Source organism: Ancylobacter mangrovi (assembly GCF_024752335.1).
Lineage (GTDB): Bacteria > Pseudomonadota > Alphaproteobacteria > Rhizobiales > Xanthobacteraceae > Ancylobacter > Ancylobacter mangrovi.
The window spans coordinates 268,809-291,243 of record NZ_JANTHY010000005.1 but is presented as its reverse complement, the minus strand read 5'-3'; the positions used below and the strand labels follow the sequence as shown (position 1 = coordinate 291,243).

Sequence of the window (22,435 nt, the reverse complement as noted above, 5' to 3'; positions counted from 1 at the left end):
CTTTTTGCCCCGAAACGTGCGTCGCCCATTGCCAATATCATAAAGTACGCATATACGAACTTTATGACTGATACGAACCTCTACATCCGGAGCCGGCAGCCGCTCTACATCCAGGCGGCGGGCCAGATGCGCCTCAAGATCGAGCGCGGCATCTGGGCGCCGGGCAGCCAGCTTCCGGTGATCGAGGACCTCCAGGCGGAGCTCGACCTCTCCCGCGCGACGGTGCGCGAGGCGCTCGAAATGCTGGAGGAGGAAGGGCTGATCGAGCGCTATCGCGGGCGCGGCACCTTCGTGCGGGCCGCGCTGCCGGAGCGGCGCTCGCATGACCTGCCCACCACCTGGGACGGGCTTCTCGCCAGCCTGCGCAACATCACGCCCAAGCTCGTCGCGCCGATGGACCGTCGGCCGGGGACGAGCCTGCAGGGCGTGCTGGCGGGATCGGCCGAGGGCGAGTTCGTCTGGTTCCAGCGCGTGCACACGCGCGCCGACGAGCCCTACTGCCTGATCGACATCAACCTGCGCGAGGACGTCTACGAGCTCGACGCCGAGCGCTTCGCCTCCGTGCCGGTGGTGCTGGTGCTGGCGGAGCGCCATGCCGAGCTCGTCGAGGAGGTCCGCCAGCGGATCCTGTTTTCCAACGCCGACGAAACGTCGGCGCGCGCGCTGGGCATCGCGCTCGGCGCCCCCGTCGTCGAGATCATGCGCACGCTCATCGATCGGAACGACCAGGTTATTGCCCACACTTACGCGCGCTACCCGGGTGAATATGTGCGGATCGATGTCCAGTTCGCACTCAACAACAAGAAGCCGGGGCGCTCCTCTGGGAGGAACGAATGCAACGACTGGCAGAGTTCGGATGGCGACTGCTCCCCTTCATAGCCGCCATCACGATCTGGTACCTGGTGCGCTGGAGCGGCCTTGTCGATCAGGGCCTGCTGCCGCCGCCCCACGCCGTCTTCGTGGAGATCTGGCGCCGCAGCCTTGACGGCGGCTTCCTGCTCGACGCGTGGATGTCGGTCCGCCGCGTGCTGCTCGGCCTGTTCTTCGGCATGCTGCTGGCGGTGCCGGTCGGCTTCCTGATCGGCTGGAACCGCGGCGTGCGGCGCTTCGTCGACCCGCTCGTCAACTTCTTCCGCGCCCTGCCGCCGATCGCGCTCATCCCGCTGGTGATCGTCTATCTCGGCATCGGCGAAGTGGCGAAGGTCGCGATCCTCTTCTACGCCGCCTTCTTCGCCGGCGTGATCGTGATGTACGAGGGCATGTCGCAGATCAACCCGCTGTTCGTCCGGGTGGCGCGCACGCTTGGGGCGACCGACTGGGAGATCTTCTACAAGGTCATCATCCCGCTCACCATTCCCCATGTGCTGACGGCGACCCGCGTCGCGCTCGGCGTGGCCTGGGCGACGCTCGTCGCCTCCGAGCTGGTGGCGGCGCAGAACGGCATCGGCGCCGTCATCCAGAACGCCAGCGCCTTCTTTCAGCTCACCACCATCTATGCCGGCATCGTCACCATCGGCTTCTTCGCGCTGCTGATGGACTCGGTGCTGCGGGCGATCACCCGCAATTTCCTCAACTGGCAGGACCGAGTTGCACAATGAACGCTTCCGCTAGCTTTCAGCTCTGCGAACCGGCCGCATCGGCGCACAGCCCGGACGTCAAGGTTCAGTTCCGGGACGTGTACAAGACCTATGGCCGTATCGAGGTGGTCCACGGCGTCTCCTTCGACATCAATGAAGGCGACTTCATCTCGCTGGTCGGCCCGTCCGGCTGCGGCAAGACCACGATGATGAACATGCTCGCCGGCTTCACCGAGCCCGACCGTGGCGAGGTGCTGCTGGAGGGCAACCGCGTGAACGGCCCCGGCCCCGACCGCGGGGTCATGTTCCAGGACTACGGCGTGTTCCCCTGGCTCACCGTCGAGCAGAACATCCGCTTCGGCCTCGATCTGCGCGTGAAGCGCGGCATGTCGAAGGAGGAGAAGCGCGAGACGGTCGAGAAGTACATCGCGCTGATGCGCCTCGGCGATTTCCGTGACGCCTGGCCCAAGAACCTGTCCGGCGGCATGCGCCAGCGCCTCGCGCTCGCCCGCGCCTATGCCGCCAATCCCCACTTTCTGCTGATGGACGAGCCGTTCGGCGCGCTGGATGCGCAGACGCGCAGCGCCATGCACGACCTGCTCCTCGGCATCATGCAGTCGGAACGCAAGACCGCTCTGCTCATCACCCACTCGGTGGAGGAGGCGATCTACCTGTCCAACCGGATCCTGGTGATCTCGGCGCGGCCCTCGCGCGTGGTCGAGGAGATCCGCGTTCCCTTCAGCGACCAGCGCGACCGCGAGCTTCTCGACACGCACGAATTCATCGAGATGCGCCGCCACCTGCGCGATCTGGTCATGCAGCAATACGCGCAGCAGCAAGAGCTGCGCTGAAAACAAGAAAGCCAGACGGCAAGACGAAACACGGGAGGACGACATGACGTTGAACAGAAGAGACGTGCTCAGGACCGCGGCCGCCGGCGGCCTCATGACCCTCGCCGCGCCGGCGATCGTGCGCGCGGCCGGCTCCACCGATCCGATCCGCGTCGGCTATCTCCACACGCTCGCGGTCGACGGCCAGATCTGGACCGCGCAGCATCAGGGGGAATGGGAGAAGCAGGGGCTGAAGCCGACCTTCACGCGCTTCTACACCGGCCTCGAGATCTTCCAGGCGATGGTCGGCGGCTCGATCGACGTGCTCGCCACCGGCGCCGTCATCTCCAATTTCCCCTCGCGCGGGCAGGGCAAGGCGTTCCTGATCAACAGCGTCGAGTTCGCGACCGCCCAGCTCTGGGTCAACCCGGCCATGGGCGTGTCGTCCTTCGCCGACCTCAAGGGCAAGCGCATCGCCACCTCGATCGGCACCACCGCCCACGTCTTCCTCGACACCGCGCTGCGGGCGAACGGCATCGATCCCAAGTCCGACGTGCAGATCATCAACCAGCGCATGCCGGACGCCACCACCGCCTTCATCTCCGGCGCGGTGCCGGCGGTGGCGCTGTGGGTGCCCTTCAACCTGCAGGTCCGCGAGCGGGTGAAGGACGCGAAGATGCTGGTCGACGCCTCCAAGTTCTACCCCGACGCGGCGATCCTCGGCGGCTGGGCGGCGCGCAACGACTTCTACGACGAGCGCAAGGACGTACTGGAGCGCATCATCAAGACCTGGCTGCCGGCCAACAAGGAACTCATCGAGAACACCGACGCGACGCTGAAGATGCTGCAGCAGACGCAGTATCCCGACGTGCCGCTCTCCGAGCTCACGGAGCAGTTCAAGGCGGAGAAGCTGTTCCCGGCCGAGAAGTGGGCCGAGATGTACAAGGACGGCACGGTCACGGCCTGGCTCAACCGCGTGACCGACTTCTACGCCAAGATCGGCGGCATTTCCGACGCCGTGCCGGCGTCGAAATACTTCGATCCGAGCCTGTTCCTCAAGGCGGTGGGCTGAACGGCCTTCGCGCGGCGGCGCCCCCGCGCGCCGCTGGCTGCCCGCCCGACGAACGACATCGATCCCCGCGACGGCGCTCCCCGCCGCCGCGCAGGAGCCGCCTTGCGCGCTCGCCGGGCGTCACTCGTGACGCCAGCACCAAGGCCGCTGATTTCTCGCCCACGTTCCGCGCTGCTGCGCGGGACAGACCAGGAGACACCGCATGCTTCATCAGGCGCACAGGCCCGCACGCACCATGAAGGTGGTCAACCCGGCGGCGCCGTCCACGGTGGTCGCCGAGGTCGCGATGACCGAGCCTTCGGACCTGCCGGCCATCGTCGACAGGGCCCGCGCCGGCTTCGAGGTCTGGCGCAAGGTGCCGATGGCCGAGCGGGTGCAGCGCCTCGAGACCTTCTTCGCAGCGATTGCCGAGGCCGCCGGGGAGATCGCCGCCGCGATCACCCGCGAGCAGGGCAAGCCGATCCGCGAGGCGCGGGCGGAGACGCTGAAGGCGGTCTCCGAGGCGCGGGCGATGGCGGCGCATGGCATGTCCGTCGGCACGCAGGGTGTCGCCTCGGCGCGGCCGGGCGTGCGCAACATGGTCGTCCGCCGCCCGCGTGGGGTGATCGGGGCGATCACCCCGTGGAACTTCCCGATCCTCACGCCCATGCGCAAGATCGCGCCGGCGCTGGTGTTCGGAAACGCCATCATCCTGAAGCCTTCGGAATTCACGCCGAGCGCGGCGCTGATCGTCGAGGCGCTGGCGGCCCGGCACCTGCCGGACGGTCTCGTGCAGGTCGTCGTCGGCGAAGGGCCGCTCGGGGCGGCGCTGTGCCGGTCGGGGCTGGAGGGCATCACCTTCACCGGCTCGATCGGCGTCGGCCGGAAGGTGGCGGAAGCCGCCGCCGATCAGCTCGCCGAGGTCTCGCTGGAACTTGGCGGCAAGAACGCTGCGGTCGTCAACGACGTGGCGGACATGGACAAGGCGGTCGGCGCCATCGTCGGCGCGGCGATGCAGTGTGCCGGCCAGCGCTGCACGGCGGTGAGCCGCGTGATCGTCGCCGAGGAGATCGCCGACGAACTCGTCGAGGCGCTCCGCCGGCGCTGCGCCGCCTTCAGGATCGGCGACGGCATGGCGGACGATACCGACATCGGCGCCATCACCACCGACGGCCAGCTCGCCAAGGTGGCCGAGATGGTGGAGGAGGGCAGGGCCGCCGGCGCGACGCTGGTGCTCGGCGGCGCGCGATGCGAGGTGGCGGACCGGCCGGACGGGCGCTTCTACGCCCCGACCATCTTCGACCACGTGACGCCGGAGATGCGGATCGCCCGCGAGGAGATCTTCGGCCCCGTCATCTCGGTGATGAGGTACGCCAGCTTCGACGACGCGCTGGCGATCGTGAACGGCACGCCCTACGGCCTGACCTCGGCGCTGTTCAGCAACCGCAATGACCTGATCAACCGCTTCATCGACGAGGTGAAGAGCGGAATGATCCACATCAACCACGGCACGGTGCCGGACAGCCACATGCCCTTCGGCGGCATCGGCGAATCCGGCCTCGGCTCCTACTCGGTGGGCGCCTCGGCCGCCGCCTTCTACACGACCGAGCACGCCATCTATAACCAGTACTCTTAGCAGAGAACGCCATGCGCGCGACGATTCTCGTTCACCGGGTCCCCGCCGAACCGCCGGTCCGAACGTCCTTCGGCATCATGCATGACCGGCCTTCCGTCCTCGTCCGCGTCGAGGACGATGACGGGGCGTTCGGCTATGGCGAGGTGTGGTGCAACTACCCGAGCGTCGGCGCCGAGCACCGGGCGCGGCTGCTGGAGACGGTGGTGCTGCCGCTGGTCGGTGGCAGCGGGCTCGTCGACCAGCCCGCCGCGCTGTGGACCTGGCTCACCGAAAGGCTGCGCGTGCTCGCCATCCAGTCCGGCGAGCCGGGCCCGTTGGCCCATTGCGTGGCCGGCCTCGAATGTGCGCTGCAGGACCTTGCCGCCCGCCGGGCGGGGGTATCGCTCGCGACCTTCCTCGCGCCGGACGCCGCCGGGGACGTCGCGGTCTATGCCAGCGGCATCAACCCCACCGGCGCACCGGAGACGGCGGCGGCGGCCATCGAGGCCGGCTATGGCGGCTGCAAGATCAAGATCGGCTTCGATCCCGCGCTCGACCGGGCGAATCTGCTCGGCGCGCGCCAGCTTATCGGCGACGACCGCCTGCTGATGGCCGACGCCAACCAGGCCTGGGATCTCGACGAGGCGCTCGCCTTCGCCCCCACGGCGGACGATGCGGGGCTGCGCTGGCTCGAGGAGCCGCTGTGCCATCCCGCCGCCGACGATGAGTGGCGCCAGCTCGGCGACGCCATGCGCACGCCGCTCGCGGCGGGCGAGAACTACACCAGCCAGCGCGACTTCGACGCGCTGGCCGAGACGCGGCATGTGCGGGTGGTGCAGCCGGACCTCGGGCGGTGGGGCGGCGTCGGCCGCATCTTCGCGGTCGGCCGCTCGCTGGCGCAGCGGGGCCTGACCTTCTGCCCGCATTGGCTGGGTGGCGGCGTGGGCCTGCTCACCTCCTGCCACGTCAAGGCGGCGGTCGGCGACGGATCGGGCCTGGTCGAGGTCGATTTCAACCCCAACCCGATCCGCAGCGAGGTTGCCGCCATCGTGTTCGACACGCTGCGCGATGGCCGCGTGAAGCTGAACACCTCGCCCGGCATCGGCGTCGAGGACGCCATGATCGACGATTTCTCCCGCTATCTGGTCTGGTCCCGGGACGTCCGGTTCTGACGCCGCCCTGGCTTCCCACGGATGGGGGCGGGGATGCCGGCGGGCACCGGAAAACGGGACATTCACGAGGAGGCACGCGTGCGACAGAAGGAATACGACTTCATCGTCGTCGGCTCCGGCTCGGCCGGTTCGGTGGTGGCGAACCGCCTCTCCGCCGACGAGGACAACCGGGTTCTCGTGGTCGAGGCCGGCGGCCGCGACCGGAACTACTGGCTGCGCCTGCCGGTCGGCTATTTCCGCACCATCTACGACCCGCGCTTCTCGCGCGTCTTCGACACCGAGCCCTCCGAAGGGAGTGGCGGGCGCAACGTGGTCTGGCCGCGCGGGCGGATCGTCGGCGGGTCGAGCTCGATCAACGGGCTGATCTTCATCCGCGGCCAGAAGGACGATTTCGACGACTGGCAGCAGCTCGGCGCCGTCGGCTGGTCCTATCAGGACGTGCTGCCGCATTTCCGGCACCTGGAAAGCTTCCCCAATGGGGAGGACCGCTTCCACGGCCGCGACGGCGAGCTCACCGTCTCCGAGCTGCGCAACGAGAACGAGGCCTGCGCGCTGTGGCTCAAGGCAGCGCAGCAGTACGGCCTGCCCTACAATCCGGACTTCAACGGCGCGACGACCTACGGCGTCGGCTCCTACCAGCTCTCCATCGGCAGCCGCTGGCGCGCCAGCGCCGCCACCACCTTCCTCCATCCGGCGCTGAAGCGGCCGAATATCGACCTGATGACCGGCGCCCACGTCACGCGCGTGCTGATCGAGAACGGCCGGGCGGTCGGCATCGAATATCTCGCCGGCGGCGAGCGGCGGACGATCCGGGCCGCCCGCGAGGTGATCCTCTCGGCCGGCGCGATCCAGTCGCCGCAGCTTCTCCAGCTCTCCGGCATCGGCCCGGCCGAGCACCTGCGTTCCCTCGGCATCGCGGTGACGGTCGACGCGCCGGAGGTCGGCGAGAATTTGCAGGACCACTACCAGATGCGGCTGATCGTGCGGATGAACCGCAAGCTGTCGCTCAACGACGACGTCCGCAACCCGTTCAAGCTGGCGCAGATGGGTGCCGAGTGGCTTTTTGCCGGCAAAGGACCCCTGACGGTGGGCGCCGGGCAGGTCGGCGGCGCGGCCTGCACCTCCTACGCCATGAACGGCCGGCCGGACGTGCAGTTCAACGTCATGCCGCTCTCCGTCGACAAGCCGGGCACGCCGCTGCACGCCTATTCCGGCTTCACGAGTTCCGTCTGGCAATGCCATCCCGAAAGCCGAGGCTTCGTGCGGATCACGGGCGACGACCCGCTCGCCGCGCCGCGCATCGCCCCGCGCTATTTCGAGCGCGAGATCGACCGCAAGACCATCGTCGAGGGCGTGAACATGCTGCGCGAGATCAACGAGCAGTCGGCCTTCCGCCCGCTCTGGGACGAGGAAGTGGTGCCGGGAAGCGCGGTCGCCGGCGACGAGGCGCTGTGGGACGCGATCCGGCATATGGGCGGCACGGTGTTCCATGCCGTCGGCACCTGCCGCATGGGCGCGGATAGCGGCTCGGTGGTCGACCCGCGGCTGAAGGTGCGCGGCGTCGAAGGGCTTCGGGTGATCGACGCCTCGGTGATGCCGAAGATCACCTCCGCCAACACCAATGCGGCGACGCTGATGATCGGCGAGAAGGGGGCCTCGATCGTGCTCGACGACCTGCGCGGCGAACAACGCCAGGTGCTGGAGGCGGAGGCGCTCTGATGTCCCGTGCAGCATCACTCCTCGCAGATCGATCCCGCGGGCAACGGCCGTGACGAGATCCGTGCATCCTCAGGAGCGCTCGCGCTGGTGGGAGCGGGGCATCCGGCCCGACTACCGCTTCTCGCTCGCCAATGAGCGGACCTTCCTCGCCTGGATTCGCACCGCGCTGGCGCTGATCGCCGGTGCGACGGCGGTCGACCAGTTCGCCTCGCATCTCGGCCCGGCCCATCTGCGGCTCGCGCTCTCGCTGATCTTGTTCTGCGCCGGCGGCTGGCTCGGCGCCATGGCCTATACGCGCTGGGAGCGGGCGGAGCAGGCGATGCGGCACGAGGCGGACCTGCCGCGCAGCCGCCTGCTTCCCATCCTCTCCGCCTTCACGGCCTTCCTCGCCGTGGGGCTCGCACTGCTGGTGATGGTGGGCTGATGCCGGGCGCGCCGCCGCGCGGGGAGCGACTGAAGGGCGATCCCGGGCTCCAGCCCGAGCGGACGGGGCTTTCCTGGTCGCGGACCGGGCTGCTGGCGATGCTGGTCGCGCTCCTGCTGGTACGGGTCGGCATGAACGCCGAGAGCCTGCTCCATCTGTGCGCCGCGTTGCTGCTCGGCACCATGGCCGGCGCCCTGCTGCACCGTGCCCATCTTCGCGCGCGCTTCGAGGCCGGGGACGACGTGGTCGCGGCGTCCGACCGGCGCCTCGTGAAGGCGACCAGCGCCGTCATCGTTGCCGCTGCGACGCTGCTCGTCCTCGCCACGGCCGGCGAGCTGCTCGGCTTCTGACCAAGCATCACGCCCCGGCGTCTCCTGTGCAGGAATGGTCGCCGCCCGCACCGGCCTTGCCGGCATCGGACGGTTGCCGCCGCGCGGCGCGATAGCGCGCCAGCCGGTCGCTTGGCCGGATGCGGCCAACCAATATGACAAATGGTTGACGTGCGACGGGCGGCCAATTCGGCCGCACCGCGACCGGGCCCGCGCCGCCCGGCGATGCGGTCCGCCGGCCGGCAGATCGGCCGCGCCGATGGAATTTCCGAAGCGTCATCACTACGATAGGTATGAGTGACAAAGGCATTGCCGGCCGACGGCTGCCGACGTCCACCAAGCCTTCCCATGGCACGGCGCGACGTCCGGCCGGGGCGGGGAGGCGCATGCGACTTCCGACGGAGAGTCTCCGTCGAGATTCTTGACTCGGCAGGCGACCAATATATAACCAAAACCCAATAGGTCTGGATATGGTCCGGACGAGTCATCGCCGCCGGGTGGGCGGCCAAACGGCGCGCAGATCGCCGCCTAGGGAGGTTCCTCATGAAACTCAGTCTCAATCGCCGCCATTTCATGCTGTCCGGCGCGGCGGCTCTGGGCGCGGCGGCGTCGCCCGGCCTGCTGTCCTCGGCTGCCCGTGCTGCCGACGATTTCCCCGACAAGCCGATGCAGGTGCTGGTGCCGACCGGCGAGGGCGGCGGCGTCGATCAGGCCGCGCGCGCCTTCGACCGCGTCTGGGCGAAATATCTCGGCGCCAATTTCGAGTATTCCTACTTCCCCGGCGCGTCCGGTCAGGTCGGCTACGAGGTGTTCATCTCTAAGCGCGAGCCCAACGCCTACAACATCCTCTTCGGCAATATCGGCCCGGAGATGATCATGTATGCGACCCAGAACGTGCACTACAAGTATCCCGAGGACTTCGTCTATATCGGCAGCATGGACGTCGACGATTCCGTCATCTGGGTGGCGGCCGACAGCAAGTTCAAGACCATTCAGGACCTGGTCGAGGAAGGCAAGAAGCGCGAGATCACGCTCTCGACCAGCCGCCTGCCGCACCCCTCGACGATCGGCGTGCTCGCCCTCGCCGAGGCGACCGGCATGAAGGTGCGCATGATCCCCTATGGCGGCGGCGGCCCGGCCCGTTCGGCGGCGATCACCGGCGAGGTGGACGGCTGCGCGACCTTCCTGTCGACCTCGCTCGGCCTTGGCGACCAGATCCGGTTCCTCACCGTGTTCAACAACAAGAACAACGCGCCCAAGCTCACCAATGACGCGCCGCCGGTGAACCAGGTGTTCGGCACCAAGATCCCGCCCATGTCCGGCCAGCGCGCGATCGCCATCCACGCCAAGGCGGTCAAGGAATATCCGGACCGGGTGAAGAAGCTGACCGACACCATGCAGAAGGTCTTCACCGATCCCGAATACAAGGAGATCGCCGAGAAGGCCGGCACGCCGTGGGAGTTCATCCAGTACGGCGACGCCGCCTCGTGCGATGAATCCGCCAAGGAATTCATCGCCCTGGCCGGTCGCTACCGTTCGCTCCTGACCGCTTCCAAGTGAGTTCGCTCCAGGTGAGTTCGCTCCAGGTGAGTTCGCTCCAGGTGAGCGTGCTCGCATGAGCGTCCGGGCGAGCGCCTCCTGATGGTCGCCGCCCGGTAAGCGCCCCCGGGCGCGCGGCCGGCGCCGGCTCGCGCGCCTCGTCCCGTTGGCCGACTGCGCAGGAATCCGCCATGAAGAACGACCGCGACGGCAAGGTCGCCACCGGTGCCGACTGGATCATCCCGATCCTCGGCGCCGCCTTCGCGACCTACTACCTGATTTCCATCAAGGATCTCGCCTGGGAGGCGAAGATCAGCGGCGTCTTCTGCGCCGTCGTCCTGTTCCTGCTCATCGCCATCTTCGCGCTGCGCACCGCCATCGGCCTGCTGCGCGGCACGCACTATCTCGAGCTGCGCAGCCTCTACGAGTCCCACAAGCTCGCCGTCGTGCGCGGATCGCTGTTCGCGCTCACCGTGGCGAACGTCGCGCTCATCCCCTGGGCGGGCTTCACCCTCAGCACCTTCGGCTTCCTGTTCGCGAGCTTCCTGTGGCTCGAACGGATGACGCCGCGCCGTGCCGCGCTCGTCGCCGCGGGGCTCGCCCTGTTCGGCTACGTGCTCTTCATCCTCATCCTGCGTACCGCCTTTCCGCCCGGACCCTTCGAGCGCCTCGTCGCGGCGCTGACCGGCCTCTGAGACGGCTGGGGACGGGAGACCCGACATGCACATCAGTATGAGCATCCTCGCCGATCAGTTCGCGCTGAACTTCAGCTATCTGTGGCTGATCGTCATCGGCACCACGATCGGCATCATCATCGGCGCCATGCCCGGCTTCGGCGCCGCCAACACCATCATCCTCCTGCTGCCCTTCACCCTGGCGGTGCATGTCGACGTGGCGCTGATCTTCATGATCTCGCTGTTTGTCGCCTCGCATATGGGCGGCGGCATCACCTCGATCCTGCTGAACATTCCCGGCAATGGCGGCGCGGCAGCGACATGCCTCGACGGCTATCCGATGGCCCGTAAGGGCCTTGGCCAGCAGGCGCTGGTGCTGTCCTTCGTCTCCTCCACCGTCGGCGGCATGGTGACGGCGGGCCTGTCGATCTTCCTGCTGCCCTACATCTCGCGCCTTGCCTACTACATGCACAGCGTCGAGATGGTGGTGGTGCTGCTGTTCGGCATCACGCTGATCGCCTCGGTCGCCTCCGACAACATGCTGAAGGGGCTGATCGCCGGTTTCCTCGGCCTGCTGATCGGGGCCATCGGCGCCGACCACATCTATTCGACCCCGCGCGCCACCTTCGGCTTCATCGAGCTCTATGACGGCGTGCCGCTGATCGCGGTGCTGATCGGCGTGTTCGCGATCTCCGAGGCGCTGACCATGATGGAGAGCTCCTCGGTCCTCAGCGACAAGGGCCGCGAGCTGATGAAGCAGGCGGGATGGAAGGAGACCTGGGAAGGGGTGCAGATGGCCTTCGCCCGCACCTGGCACATGATCTGGACCAGCCTTGTCGGGCTCGTCATCGGCATTATCCCCGGCGCCGGCGCCTCCATCGCCGCCTTCGTCGCCTACCAGCAGTCGCGCCTGTTCTCGAAGACGCCGGAGAAGTACGGCACCGGCATCCCCGAGGGCGTGATCGCGCCGGAATCGGCCAATAATGGCTGCTCCTCGGGCGACCTGATCCCGCTGCTCGTCATCGGCGTGCCCGGCGGCACCACCGCGGCGGTGATGCTGATCGTGCTGACCTATCACGGCGTCCAGCTCGGCCCGCGCCTGTTCATCCAGAACCCGGGCATGGGCTACGGCGTGTTCGTCACCATGATGGTCGCCTACGCGGTGATGCTGTTCACCACCCTGCCGCTGACGCGCTACGTCTCGCGCCTGGTGCTGATCCCGACGACCGTGCTGGCGCCGATCATCATCGCCTTCACCCTCGTCGGCGCCTTCGCCCCGCGCGGCTACATGTTCGACCTGTGGCTCACCCTCGTCTTCGGTGTGATCGGCTATCTGTGCCGGCGCACCGGCTACAACGTGGTGGCGGTGCTGATCGGCGTGATCCTCGGCCCGATGCTGGAAGCCAACGTGATGCGGGCGCTGCGCATCAGCGGCGACGATCCGCTGGTGTTCTTCTCCTCGCCGGTCGGCAACGTGCTCTGGGTTGCCCTGGCCTGCTCGCTGCTGATCCCCTCTTTCGCCAAGTGGCGCCGTAACCGCGCGTCGCTGGCCTCGGCCTGAGAGGAGCACCGGTCATGACGCTTTCGGGACCGCTCAGCACGCGGCACAGCCGCAACGTCACCCCGCTCGCCCGCCTCGATATTCCGGGCGGCGGGCAGGTGACGGTCGAGAACGGCTACGCCTATGTCGGCCACATGTCGCCGCCGCTCGGCACCAGCATCTACGACGTGCGCGATCCGCGCGAGCCGCGGCTCGTCGCCTCCATCGCCCCGCGGGACGGCTACTCGCACACCCACAAGGTGCGGGTGGCGGGCGATCTGATGATCACCAATGTCGAGCGCCACAAGCGGCATTTCTACCGCAAGGGCGAGCGCCTCGCCGAGGTGACGGCGGAGCTCGCCGCCGGCCTCGGGCGCCCGCCCGAGGATGGCGAGATCGCCGCCGCTGTGGGCGTGAAGGCGCACGAAGTGGCGGACCTGCGCGCGGGCATGGCGCGCGGCTACCAGGACGGCGGCTTCCGCGTGTGGAGCATCGCCGACCCCGCCAATCCGCGCGAACTCGCCTATGTGCGCACCGGCGGCATCGGCGTGCACCGCTTCGACATGGACGAGCGCTACGCCTACATCTCGACCGAGATGGAAGGCTATGTCGGCAACATCCTCGTCATCTACGATCTTGCCGACCCGACCCGCCCGCGCGAGGTGTCGCGCTGGCACATGCCGGGCCAGCACGTGGCGGCGGGCGAGGTGCCGTCCTGGCCGGGCCAGCGCCACCGGCTCCACCACGCGCTGCGCGTCGGCGACATCATGTGGGCGGGCTGCTGGTACGCGGGCGCCTACACGATCGACGTGTCGGACATCGCCAAGCCGCGCACGCTCGGCAGCTTCAACTACCATCCGCCGATCCCCGAGCCGACGCACACTTTCTTCCGGCTGGCGCAGCCGGTGGCGGGGCGCGAGCTCGCGCTCATCATCGACGAGGAGCACGACCACACGCCCGGCCAGCCGCATGCCTTCCTGTGGGTGATGGACGCGGCCGACCCGGCCAATGTGCAGCCGATCTCCACCTTCCATCTGAGCGAGATGGAATCGCCCTATGCGCGGGCCGGCGGGCGCTTCGGCGCCCACCAGTTCCAGGAGCGGCAGGTCGGCAGCCTCGTCTTCGCGAGCTGGTTCTCGGGCGGCATGCGGGTGATCGACCTCGCCGACCCCGTGGCCCCGCGCGAGGTCGGGCACTACATTCCCGACCCGACCGCCGGCCATGTCGCGCCGCAGAGCAACGATGTCGACGTCGACCCGCGCGGCATCGTCTATCTGCTCGACCGCGACAACGGCCTCGACATCCTCGCCTTCGAGAGCTGAGGGAGGGCACCATGTGCATCGACTGCTTCGACGACGAGGATCGCGCCGCCGGCGCGGCGGACACCTTCCCGCCGGAGCGCCTCGCTGCCGCCGCGCAGCGGATCGAGGGCGACATGGGCGGGGCGGCGGTGCCGCCCGAGGCGTGGGCGATCTATTTCGGCGCCATGAGCGGTGCCGTTGCCTGGCACGAGATGGAGCGCATGGCGCGCTGCGTCGAGGCGGCGCGGGTGCTCCTCGCGCTCGAAGGCCGCGCGGCCGCCTGAAGCCTTTCCGGCAGGCGTGAAACGCCCGCGAGAGGGCGGACGCGCTAAGCCGGGACGGCCCGCCACCGTGTGGTCTGCGAGACCAGCACCGGCACGATGAGGGCGAGGCCGAGCAGCGAGGAGTAGAGCTCCGGCGCCACCAGCAGCATCGCCGCCACCGCCAGCAGCACCCGTTCCCACACTCGCGCATAGGTCAGCAGCCACCCCGACAGGCTGGCGCCCAGGCACGCGATGCCGGTGACACAGCCGATAAAGGCGATGGCGAAATCGGTCCAGGTGAAGCCCTTCGTCACCAGCAGCAGCGAGGGCGAGAACACGAACACGAACGGCACCAGCACCTTGCCGAGCCCGAGCCGGAACGCGGTGTTGCCGGCGCGGAACGGGTCGGCATTGGCCATGCCCGCCGCCGCATAGGCGGCGAGCGCAACGGGCGGCGTGATGTCCGCCAGCACGCCGTAATAGAACACGAAGAAATGCGCCACGATCGGCTCGACCCCGAGCAGGCCGAGCGCCGGCGCGGCGATCGTCGCCATGATGATGTAGTTGGCCGTGGTCGGGATGCCGCAGCCCATCAGGATGCAGACGATGCCGGTCATGATCAGCGTGAACAGCAGCGTCAGCGTCTGCGGCGAGGCCATCATCGCCGGCAGCACCGAGCCCACCCAGTCCGCCATCGAGGCGGCGGTGGAGGTGACGATGAACGACACCTTGAAGCCGACGCCGGTGAGCGTCACCACGCCCACCACGATGCCGACCGTGGCCGCCGCGGCGCCGACCGCCAGCGCGTATTTCGCGCCGTCGCGCAGGCATTCGGCGATGTCGGACAGGCTCAGCCGGTTGCGCGGGTTGAGCAGCCCGACCGCGATGCAGAGCGTGATGCCCCAGAAGGCGGCGAGGTAGGGCGTGTAGCCCGACATCAGCACGCCGATCAGCACCGCGAGCGGGATGATGGTCGGCCAGTCGCGCTTCAGCGCCGCCTTCACGTCCGGCATCTCGTGCGGCTCGAGGCCGCGCAGGCCGTTGCGCTTGGCCTCGAAATGCACCTGCACCAGCACGCCGAAGAAATGCATGAAGGCCGGCACCACCGCCGCCAGGATGATGGTGGTGTAGGGCAGGTTGAGGAATTCGATCATCAGGAACGCCGCGGCGCCCATGATCGGCGGCGTGATCTGGCCCCCCGTCGACGCCGTAGCCTCGACCGCGGCCGCGAAATGGCGCTTGTAGCCGAGGCGCACCATCGCCGGGATGGTGAGCGAGCCGACCGTCACGGTGTTCGCGACCGAGGAGCCGGAGATCATGCCGAACAGCGCGGAGCCGAAGATCGACACCTTGGCCGGCCCGCCCGCATAGCGCCCCGCCACCCAGGCGGCGCAGTCGAGGAAGAGCTGACCGAGCCCGATGCGGGTGGCGAACACCCCGAACAGCACGAAGTGGAAGACGTAGGTCGCCACCACGCCGAGCGCGACGCCGTAGATGCCCTGCGTCGTCAGGTAGAGATGATTGATGAGCTGCGAGAAGCTGGCGCCGGGGTGCACCAGGATGCCCGGCATGTGCCGGCCCCAGATGGCATAGGCCATGAACAGCACGGCGATGATCGGCAGCGGCACGCCGAGCGAGCGCCGCGTCGCCTCCAGCAGCGCGAGGATCAGCAACCCGCCGAGCACGACGTCCACCGTGGTCGGGTTGCCGACCCGGAAGGCGAGGTCGTCGAGCGGGATCAGCGGGATGTGCATCACCGCGATCACCGCGACGATGGCAAGGATCCAGTCGGGAATGGCGATGCCGAGCGGGCGCCAGCGGCTCGCCGTCACCGGCGCCGTGTAGCCGCGTCGCGAGACCGGGAACACCAGGAAGATGAGCCCCAGCACGAAGGACAGGTGGATGCCGCGATGCATCCGCTCCTGCAGCAGGCCGAAGCCGGCGGTGTAGTAGTGAAACAGCGAGAGCGCGACCAGAAGGCCGCCCACCAGATAGCCCGCTCCCGGCGCCAGCGGCCGGAAGCGGATTTCGGGGTCGTAGGTCTCTTCGAGCTCCCGGACCTTCGCCTCGTCGAATTCGAGGCGCATGTCGTCGGACGCCGGGGCGGCGTGCTCGTCATTGCTGGCCATGGCGAGGTGCCCCGACGCTGGTTACTTCAGGACGCCGGCTTCCTTGTAGAAGCGCTCGGCGCCGGGATGCAGCGGGATGCCGAGACCGTTGGTGGCATTGTCCAGCGTGATCAGCTTGCCCTTGGCATGGCCGGCATCGAGCGCGGCGCGCGAGTCCTTGTTCCACAGCACCTTGACGATGTTGTAGATCAGGTCGTCGGGCTGCTTGGCGCTCGTCACCCACTGCGCGTTGACCGAGATGGTGTCGGTGGCGGCGACGCCCTTGTAGGTGTCGGCCGGCACCTTGTCCTTGGCGAAGAACTTGTACTGCGCGAGCATCTTGTCGACCTCCGGGCCGGTGATCGGCACCAGCTCGATGGCGGTCGAGGAGGCGAGCTCGGAGATGGCGCCGGTCGGGTAGCCGCCGACGAAGAAGAAGGCGTCGAGCGCGCCGTCACGCAGCCGGTCGCTGGCCGGGCCGGGCTTCAGATATTCGGGCTTGATGTCCTTCTCGGTCAGGCCGAAGGCGGAGAGCACGATGCGCGCATCCACCAGCGTGCCGGAGCCCGGCTCGTCGAGCGCGACGCGCTTGCCCTTGAGGTCCGCTACCGACTTGATGCCGGAGGCCTTGGAGGCCACGAGATGGATGGTCTCGGGATAGAGGTTGGCGATGATGCGCAGGTCCTCGACCTTGGCCTTGCCGTCATAGAGGCCGGTGCCGGTATAGGCCCAGAAGGCCACGTCCGACTGCGAGAAGCCCGATTCCATCGAGCCGGACTCGATCGCGTTCACATTGGCGACCGAGCCGTTCGAGGCCACCGCCGTCGCCACGAGACCGGGCACGCCCTTGTCGCCATGGCCGGAGATCGCGTTGGCGATGAGACCGCCGACCGGATAGTAGGTGCCTGCCGTGCCGCCTGTCCCGATGCGGAAGAAGGTCGGCTGCTGGGCGAGGGCGAGGCCGGTCATGGCGGCGAAAGCCGCGGCGGCAGCCACCCATTTCATCCTGTGGAAGCGCTTCATCGTGTTTCTCCCTTTCTGGCGGACGGTGCCGCAGGATGCGGCAAGGCAGGCCCGTTGTCGACGCGGGCTCCGCCCGTCATCCCGGGAAATCGGCCTCTCCGGTCAGAGAGGTAGCGCGGACGACGCGCCTTGGCAGGGGTGCGGCGCTGTCCGCCGGCTCACCACTCGAACGCCGGCGCCTGCGCGGCGATCGCAAGGTCCGGCCAGTCGGCGGCGAGGGCGGCGGCCAGCGGGGCGAGGCGGGGCTGCGGCAGGAACGCCGGCAGCATCGCCCGCGGCCGCACCGCCGCGATGATGGCGCGAAGGCCCTTCAGGGTCGGGTGGACGTTCCAGCGCCGCAGCGTGGCGGCGCCCGACTGCAGCAGTTGCTCGGCACCCGAGCCGCGCGCGACATGGCCGGTGAACACGATGTCGGCCTCGCCCGTGGCGGCGAAGCGCTCCGTCAGCGCGACGGACAGGCCGCGCTCGACCTGTGCCCCGGCGACGATGAGCGCGCCCCGCGCCGGGCTATCGGCGGCGAGCGTGGCGGTGCTCGCGAGCAGCTCGGCCGGCCAGCCGGCGAGGCCCGGGGCAACCGCCTCGGCGTGGTGCGTCAGCGTCTCGGCGACGGCGCGCGTGGTCGGGCAGAGCGCGACCTCGATGCCGGCGCGCCTGAAGGTGAGGGCCATCTCCAGCGCCCGCCCGGTCGGCGGGGCGGGCAGCAGCAGCGCGCGATCGCGCAGCCGCTCGACCAGTGTGGCCGCCTGGACCTCGAGCGGCTCGTCCGCGTCGCCATAGCTCGCATCGCAGATCAGCGCTTCGGCGGGAAGCGGCGGCGTGGAGGGATAGAGCGGGCTCTCGACCGAATAGTCGCCGGTGTAGAGCAGGCCGGCGGCGCCGCCGATCCGCGTCCACACCGCGCCCGGCGCATGGCCGGCCGACCCGGTCTCGATGTCGAGGCCGGCGATGGTCGTGCCGCCGCCGAAGGGCAGGTCCCTCGCTTCGCGCAGGCGCGCGTCGCTCGACAGCTCGCGCACCGGCGCCGTGGCATGGATCGGCGGGTTGCCGAGATGCTCGGCGAGATCGAGCGCGCCCACATGGTCGGGATGGCCGTGCGAGATGAGGATCGCGTCCACAGGCCCGACCCCGTCGAGGTCCGGCCGCCGGCCGGCATCGGGGCCTTCGCCGAGGTCGAGCAGCAGGCGCCGGCCGTCGATCTCGACGAGGAAGCAGGCGGGCCCCTTGACCCCCCAGCCGGATGGGGCGGTGACGCGTTTCATGTCAGTGCAGTCCCGTGAAGCGCTCACCGGCGAAACGGCGCAGCAGGGCGATCAGTGCCATTGGTATCAGCGTCGTGATGACGATGGCGATGAAGGACATGGTCATGCCGAGCCCGACCGAGCCCTGGTCGAACTGGCGCCAGATGAAGCCGGCGATGGTCATCATCCCCACCGGCGCCACCAGCAGCGAGGCGACGAGCTCGCGCGAGGCGACCGCGAAGACGAGCAGCATGGAGGTGACGAGGCTCGGCAGGATGAGCGGCAGCATGATCCGGCGGAACACGGTCAGCGGCCCCGCGCCGGCGACCCGCGCCGCCGCCTCGAGATTGTCGCCGATCTGCTGGAAGGCGGCGGTGGCGTAGCGCACCGGCTGCGGCAGCAGGATGCAGCAATAGGCGAGCAGCAGGATGAACGCGGTGTTGTAGGGCGTGAAGGGCAGCGCCGGCTGGTTCCAGGCGAGGATCATGCCGACCGCGACCACCACGCCCGGCAGCGCGCTCGGCAGCATCGCCAGCACGTCGAGCGCGACGCGCCCGCGCCCGCGGCCCTTCTCCACGGCGTAGGCGGTGAGGGCGCCCAGCGCCCCGGCGAGCAGGGCGGTGCCGACGCCGAGCGACAGCGAGTTCATCAGCGCCTGCAGCGCGCCGCCGGTGTTGTGGAACACCTCGACGAAGTTCTCGAACCCCATATTGCTCAGCTTGAGGCCGCCGGAGAGCGTGCGCGACAATGCCGTCGCCAGGATGGCGAGGATCGGCAGGCCGGTCGCCAGGAACGCCACGACGGCGAAGGCGGCGGTGACCGGGATCGCCCAGCGCCCGAGCGGGCGCTTGAGCTTGGCGTGAGGCTTGCCGCCGACAGTGTCGTAGTTGCGCGCGACGAGGATGCGCCGCTGGATCATGAAGGCGATCAGCGAGAGCCCGACCAGCAGCAGCGACAGGATCGCCGCGCCGGGCAGGTCGATCGGCCAGTCGGAGATGCGGTTCTCGATCCCCGTTACCAGCACCTCGAAGCCGAAGCGCCGACCGAGCGCCGCCGGCGTGCCGTATTCCTCGATGGCGAGGGCGAAGACGAGCAGCAGGCTGGCCGCCAGCCCCGGCGTCGCCAGCGGCAGGGTGATGCGGAAGAAGGCGCGCACCGGTCGGGCGCCGAACACCCGGCCGACATCGGAATAGCGCGTGCCGACCGCCTCGATGGTGCGCGAGACGGCGAAATAGACCACCGGGAACACGTTCAGCGTCATGATGACGATCATGCCCGGCACGGAGAACAGCAGCGGGCCGAGATTGATGCCCGTGAGCTGCTGGAGATAGCCACGCGGCTGCAACGACATGATCCAGCCCAGCGTCGCGATATAGGGCGGGATCATGAACGGGACGAGGAACAGTACGTCCCACACCAGCGCCAGCGGCACGCGGAACAGCGCCCGCGCGACGGCGAGCGGCACGCCGACGAGCGTGCAGCCGAGGATGACGCCGAGCCCGAGGACCAGCGTGTGCCCGGTCAGGCGCAAAAGCTCCGGGTCGCCCAGCGTCCGGCCGAGATGGCGCAGGGGCGCGGCGAGTGAGCCGCGCCCGAGTTCGGGGAAGATCGCCTGCAGGACGATGAAGACGAAGGGCACCGCCACGATCAGCCCGAGGCTGACGCCCGCCACCCAGCCGATCAGATCGTGCCCGCCGGCTATCGCACCGGCGGGCCGCCTTGCTGCGGTATTGGCCGTGTTCAACGCACGCGCATCCCGTCGAGCCGCGCGCGCGTCCGGCCGCCGGGACGGCCTGCCGTCACGGCTCCGTCTGCCGATGTCACTTGCCCATCACCTTGGCGAATTCGGCCAGCGTCTCGTCGCGCTTGCCGTAGACGGCGGCGCTGTCGACCTTGAGGATCTTGAGCTCGGAGATCAGCGGGCGCTTGGCCGAGACGTCGGTGCGCGCGGGCATGAGATAGGTCGCGGCGACCGCCTTCTGGCCTTCGTCCGAGAGCACGTAGTCGACGAACTTCTTGGCGTCTTCCGGCTGCTTGGAGGACTTCATGATCATGATCGGGCGCGGCGCGACCACGGTGCCGGAGGCCGGGAAGATCACGTCGATCGACTCGCCCTTGGCCTTGGCGGCGAGCGAGATGTAGTCGACGGCGCCGAACACGGCGGCCTTGGCGCCCTGCATCACCGGGTTGAGCGCCTGCGCGTTGGCGCCGGCGACGATGGCGCCGTTGGCGGCGAGGTTCTTGAACAGGTCCCAGCCATCCTCGGCCTGCAGCGCCGAGACCAGCTCGAAGGTGGCGCCGGACTGGGCCGGGTCGGGCATGGTCACGAGATCCTTGTAGGCCGGCTTGGCGAGGTCGGACCATTCGGCCGGCTTGGGCGTGCCGGAGGCCGGGTTCCAGGCGATGCCGAGCGCGGAGATGCCCTGCGCCACCGCGGTGTCGGTCTTCAGGAAGTCGGGCACCTTGGCGGCGTTCGGGCTGGTATAGGCCAGCAGCAGGTCGCGTTTCGCGAAGTCGGTCGCCGTATCCCACGAGGCGGAGATCACGACGTCCACCACCGGGTTGGAGGCTTCCGATTCGATGCGCGCCATCACCTTGCCGGTGGTGGCCTGGAACACGTTGACCTTCACGCCGGTCTTGTCGGTGAAGCCCTTGGCGAGGTTGTCGATCAGCTTGCCGGGGCCGGCGGAATAGACGGTGATGTCGGCCATCGCGGCCGTCGCGAAGAGGGACGCGCCCAGGGCGAGGGCAACGGGAAGTGCGCGCATGGTCTTCTCCTGTGGTTAGGCGGTGGCGCCGGCGAACCAGCGCAGGTCCTGCGGCGGGCAGAACAGCCCCACCACGTCTCCGACATTGGCCCGGTGCGGACTGGGAACCTGGATCTCGAAAGCGGTGCCGCAGATGCGCAGCGTCAGCAGATAGCCGTCGCCGCGGAACCGCGTGCGAAGCACGTCGGCATGGGGGCGGCCCTCCTCGACCGGGCCGAGCCTTATGCTGCGGCCGGGAAGCAGCGTCTGGGCAGTGCGCCCCTCGGGGCCGCCATCGCCGAGGCTCATCGTCGTCCCCGCGATCCGCCACTCGGCATCGGCCCGGTCGGCCGGCAGCACGCAGCCGAGATTGAGGAATTCGGCCACCTCCGCACTCGCCGGAGAGCCGATCAGCGTTTCGGGCGCGGCGAGCTGGGCGATCCGGCCGGAACGCATCACCGCGACTTTGTCGGCGAGAGCGAAGGCTTCGGCGCGGTCATGGGTGACATAGATCGCGGTGAGGCCGAGCTGGCCGACCAGCGTGCCGATCTCGCCGACCATCGCCTCGCGCAGCTCGGGGTCGAGGTTGGAGAGCGGCTCGTCGAACAGCACCAGCGGCGGTTCGGCGACGATGGCGCGGGCGAGGGCGACGCGCTGCTGCTGTCCGCCCGAGAGCTCCGACGGGCGCCGGCCCGCCATCGCTCCGAGCCCGACGCGCTCCAGCGCCATCGCCACCCGCATGCGCCGCTCCGCCGCCGGCACGCCGCGCATCTCGAGCGGAAAGGCGACGTTCGCCGCCACGCTCATATGCGGCCACAGCGCGTAGTCCTGGAACACCATGCCGAGCCCGCGCGCCTCCGGCGGCACGAAGGCGGCGCCGGACGCGTCGGCGACGGTGGCGCCCATGATCTGGATAGTGCCGGCGGTCGGCGCGAGCAGCCCCGCCACAAGCTGGAGCAGCGTGGTCTTGCCGCATCCGGAGGGGCCGAGCAGCGCCAGCACCTCGCCCGGCGCGACCTCGAACCCGACATCGTCGAGAATGCGCGCCGCGCCGTAGCGCAGGCCGAGGCCGCGGACCGAGACCGCTGCTGGAGTTGTTGAGGACATGGATCTTCCGGCTAGCAATGCTTCGGGCACTGCTAAGCGAGCCGGATGACACTTGCGTGACACATGCGGCCGGTATCGGGGGCCGGCGTGGTCGCGGGGCGTGATCGCCTTCCGCTGCGGGAAGAGAGGATCGGTGCCGATAGGCGAAAGGCGAGGGTCCTAGCGACCCTCTCGCCCG

The 22,435-nt window shown here is 69.0% G+C and carries 20 protein-coding genes; 14 read left to right on the top strand and 6 right to left on the bottom strand.

Features of this window, described 5'->3' with window-relative positions; all coding sequences use genetic code 11:
• The first annotated feature begins 63 nt into the window (after positions 1–63).
• The 14 genes from NVS83_RS14790 (at position 64) to NVS83_RS14725 (ending at position 14,055) form a co-directional block, all read left to right on the top strand.
• Complete coding sequence (locus tag NVS83_RS14790) at positions 64–879, top strand: GntR family transcriptional regulator (RefSeq protein WP_258739996.1); 816 nt, start codon at positions 64–66, stop codon at positions 877–879.
• Entirely contained in the window at positions 834–1,598 is a 765-nt protein-coding gene (locus tag NVS83_RS14785; protein ID WP_258733664.1) for an ABC transporter permease, read from the top strand. The genes NVS83_RS14790 and NVS83_RS14785 overlap by 46 nt, the downstream gene beginning before the upstream one ends.
• Complete coding sequence (locus NVS83_RS14780) at positions 1,595–2,428, top strand: ABC transporter ATP-binding protein (protein WP_258739995.1); 834 nt, start codon at positions 1,595–1,597, stop codon at positions 2,426–2,428. The genes NVS83_RS14785 and NVS83_RS14780 overlap by 4 nt, the downstream gene beginning before the upstream one ends.
• A 49-nt stretch (positions 2,429–2,477) precedes the next feature.
• Complete coding sequence (locus tag NVS83_RS14775) at positions 2,478–3,479, top strand: ABC transporter substrate-binding protein (RefSeq protein ID WP_258733662.1); 1,002 nt, start codon at positions 2,478–2,480, stop codon at positions 3,477–3,479.
• Between the two features lie 202 nt (positions 3,480–3,681).
• Entirely contained in the window at positions 3,682–5,094 is a 1,413-nt protein-coding gene (locus tag NVS83_RS14770) for an aldehyde dehydrogenase family protein (protein WP_258739993.1), read from the top strand.
• Between the two features lie 11 nt (positions 5,095–5,105).
• Positions 5,106–6,245, top strand: coding sequence for a mandelate racemase/muconate lactonizing enzyme family protein (locus NVS83_RS14765; RefSeq protein WP_258739992.1), 1,140 nt, complete (start codon positions 5,106–5,108; stop codon positions 6,243–6,245).
• A 78-nt stretch (positions 6,246–6,323) separates the two neighbouring features.
• Positions 6,324–7,964 (top strand): GMC family oxidoreductase, encoded by a 1,641-nt coding sequence (locus NVS83_RS14760; RefSeq protein ID WP_258739991.1) that lies wholly within the window; start codon positions 6,324–6,326, stop codon positions 7,962–7,964.
• A 49-nt stretch (positions 7,965–8,013) separates the two neighbouring features.
• Positions 8,014–8,388, top strand: coding sequence for a YidH family protein (locus NVS83_RS14755; RefSeq protein WP_258739990.1), 375 nt, complete (start codon positions 8,014–8,016; stop codon positions 8,386–8,388).
• Positions 8,388–8,738: a DUF202 domain-containing protein gene (locus NVS83_RS14750; protein ID WP_258739989.1), complete on the top strand. Its 351-nt coding sequence runs from the start codon at positions 8,388–8,390 to the stop codon at positions 8,736–8,738. The genes NVS83_RS14755 and NVS83_RS14750 overlap by 1 nt, the downstream gene beginning before the upstream one ends.
• 522 nt (positions 8,739–9,260) lie before the next feature.
• Positions 9,261–10,277, top strand: coding sequence for a Bug family tripartite tricarboxylate transporter substrate binding protein (locus NVS83_RS14745; RefSeq protein ID WP_258739988.1), 1,017 nt, complete (start codon positions 9,261–9,263; stop codon positions 10,275–10,277).
• A 170-nt stretch (positions 10,278–10,447) separates the two neighbouring features.
• Positions 10,448–10,951, top strand: coding sequence for a hypothetical protein (locus NVS83_RS14740; protein WP_258733655.1), 504 nt, complete (start codon positions 10,448–10,450; stop codon positions 10,949–10,951).
• A gap of 25 nt (positions 10,952–10,976) precedes the next feature.
• Complete coding sequence (locus NVS83_RS14735; protein WP_258739987.1) at positions 10,977–12,491, top strand: tripartite tricarboxylate transporter permease; 1,515 nt, start codon at positions 10,977–10,979, stop codon at positions 12,489–12,491.
• Positions 12,492–12,505: 14 nt separating this feature from the next.
• Complete coding sequence (locus tag NVS83_RS14730; protein ID WP_258739986.1) at positions 12,506–13,792, top strand: LVIVD repeat-containing protein; 1,287 nt, start codon at positions 12,506–12,508, stop codon at positions 13,790–13,792.
• An 11-nt stretch (positions 13,793–13,803) separates the two neighbouring features.
• Entirely contained in the window at positions 13,804–14,055 is a 252-nt protein-coding gene (locus NVS83_RS14725) for a hypothetical protein (protein WP_258739985.1), read from the top strand.
• 44 nt (positions 14,056–14,099) lie between these two features.
• On the opposite strand, the gene NVS83_RS14720 is transcribed toward NVS83_RS14725, so the two are convergent.
• The 6 genes from NVS83_RS14720 to NVS83_RS14695 form a co-directional block, all read right to left on the bottom strand.
• Positions 14,100–16,163: a TRAP transporter permease gene (locus NVS83_RS14720; protein WP_258739984.1), complete on the bottom strand. Its 2,064-nt coding sequence runs from the start codon at positions 16,161–16,163 to the stop codon at positions 14,100–14,102.
• 21 nt (positions 16,164–16,184) lie between these two features.
• Positions 16,185–17,165 (bottom strand): TAXI family TRAP transporter solute-binding subunit, encoded by a 981-nt coding sequence (locus tag NVS83_RS14715; RefSeq protein ID WP_374114583.1) that lies wholly within the window; start codon positions 17,163–17,165, stop codon positions 16,185–16,187.
• Positions 17,166–17,323: 158 nt separating this feature from the next.
• Positions 17,324–18,424 carry an MBL fold metallo-hydrolase gene (locus tag NVS83_RS14710; RefSeq protein ID WP_258739983.1) on the bottom strand — a complete coding sequence of 367 codons (1,101 nt, stop codon included), beginning with the start codon at positions 18,422–18,424 and terminating at the stop codon, positions 17,324–17,326.
• Between the two features lies 1 nt (position 18,425).
• Entirely contained in the window at positions 18,426–20,147 is a 1,722-nt protein-coding gene (locus NVS83_RS14705) for an ABC transporter permease (protein ID WP_374115070.1), read from the bottom strand.
• 76 nt (positions 20,148–20,223) lie between these two features.
• Positions 20,224–21,171: an ABC transporter substrate-binding protein gene (locus NVS83_RS14700; protein ID WP_258733649.1), complete on the bottom strand. Its 948-nt coding sequence runs from the start codon at positions 21,169–21,171 to the stop codon at positions 20,224–20,226.
• Between the two features lie 15 nt (positions 21,172–21,186).
• Positions 21,187–22,257 (bottom strand): ABC transporter ATP-binding protein, encoded by a 1,071-nt coding sequence (locus tag NVS83_RS14695; protein ID WP_258739982.1) that lies wholly within the window; start codon positions 22,255–22,257, stop codon positions 21,187–21,189.
• Positions 22,258–22,435 lie beyond the last annotated feature (178 nt).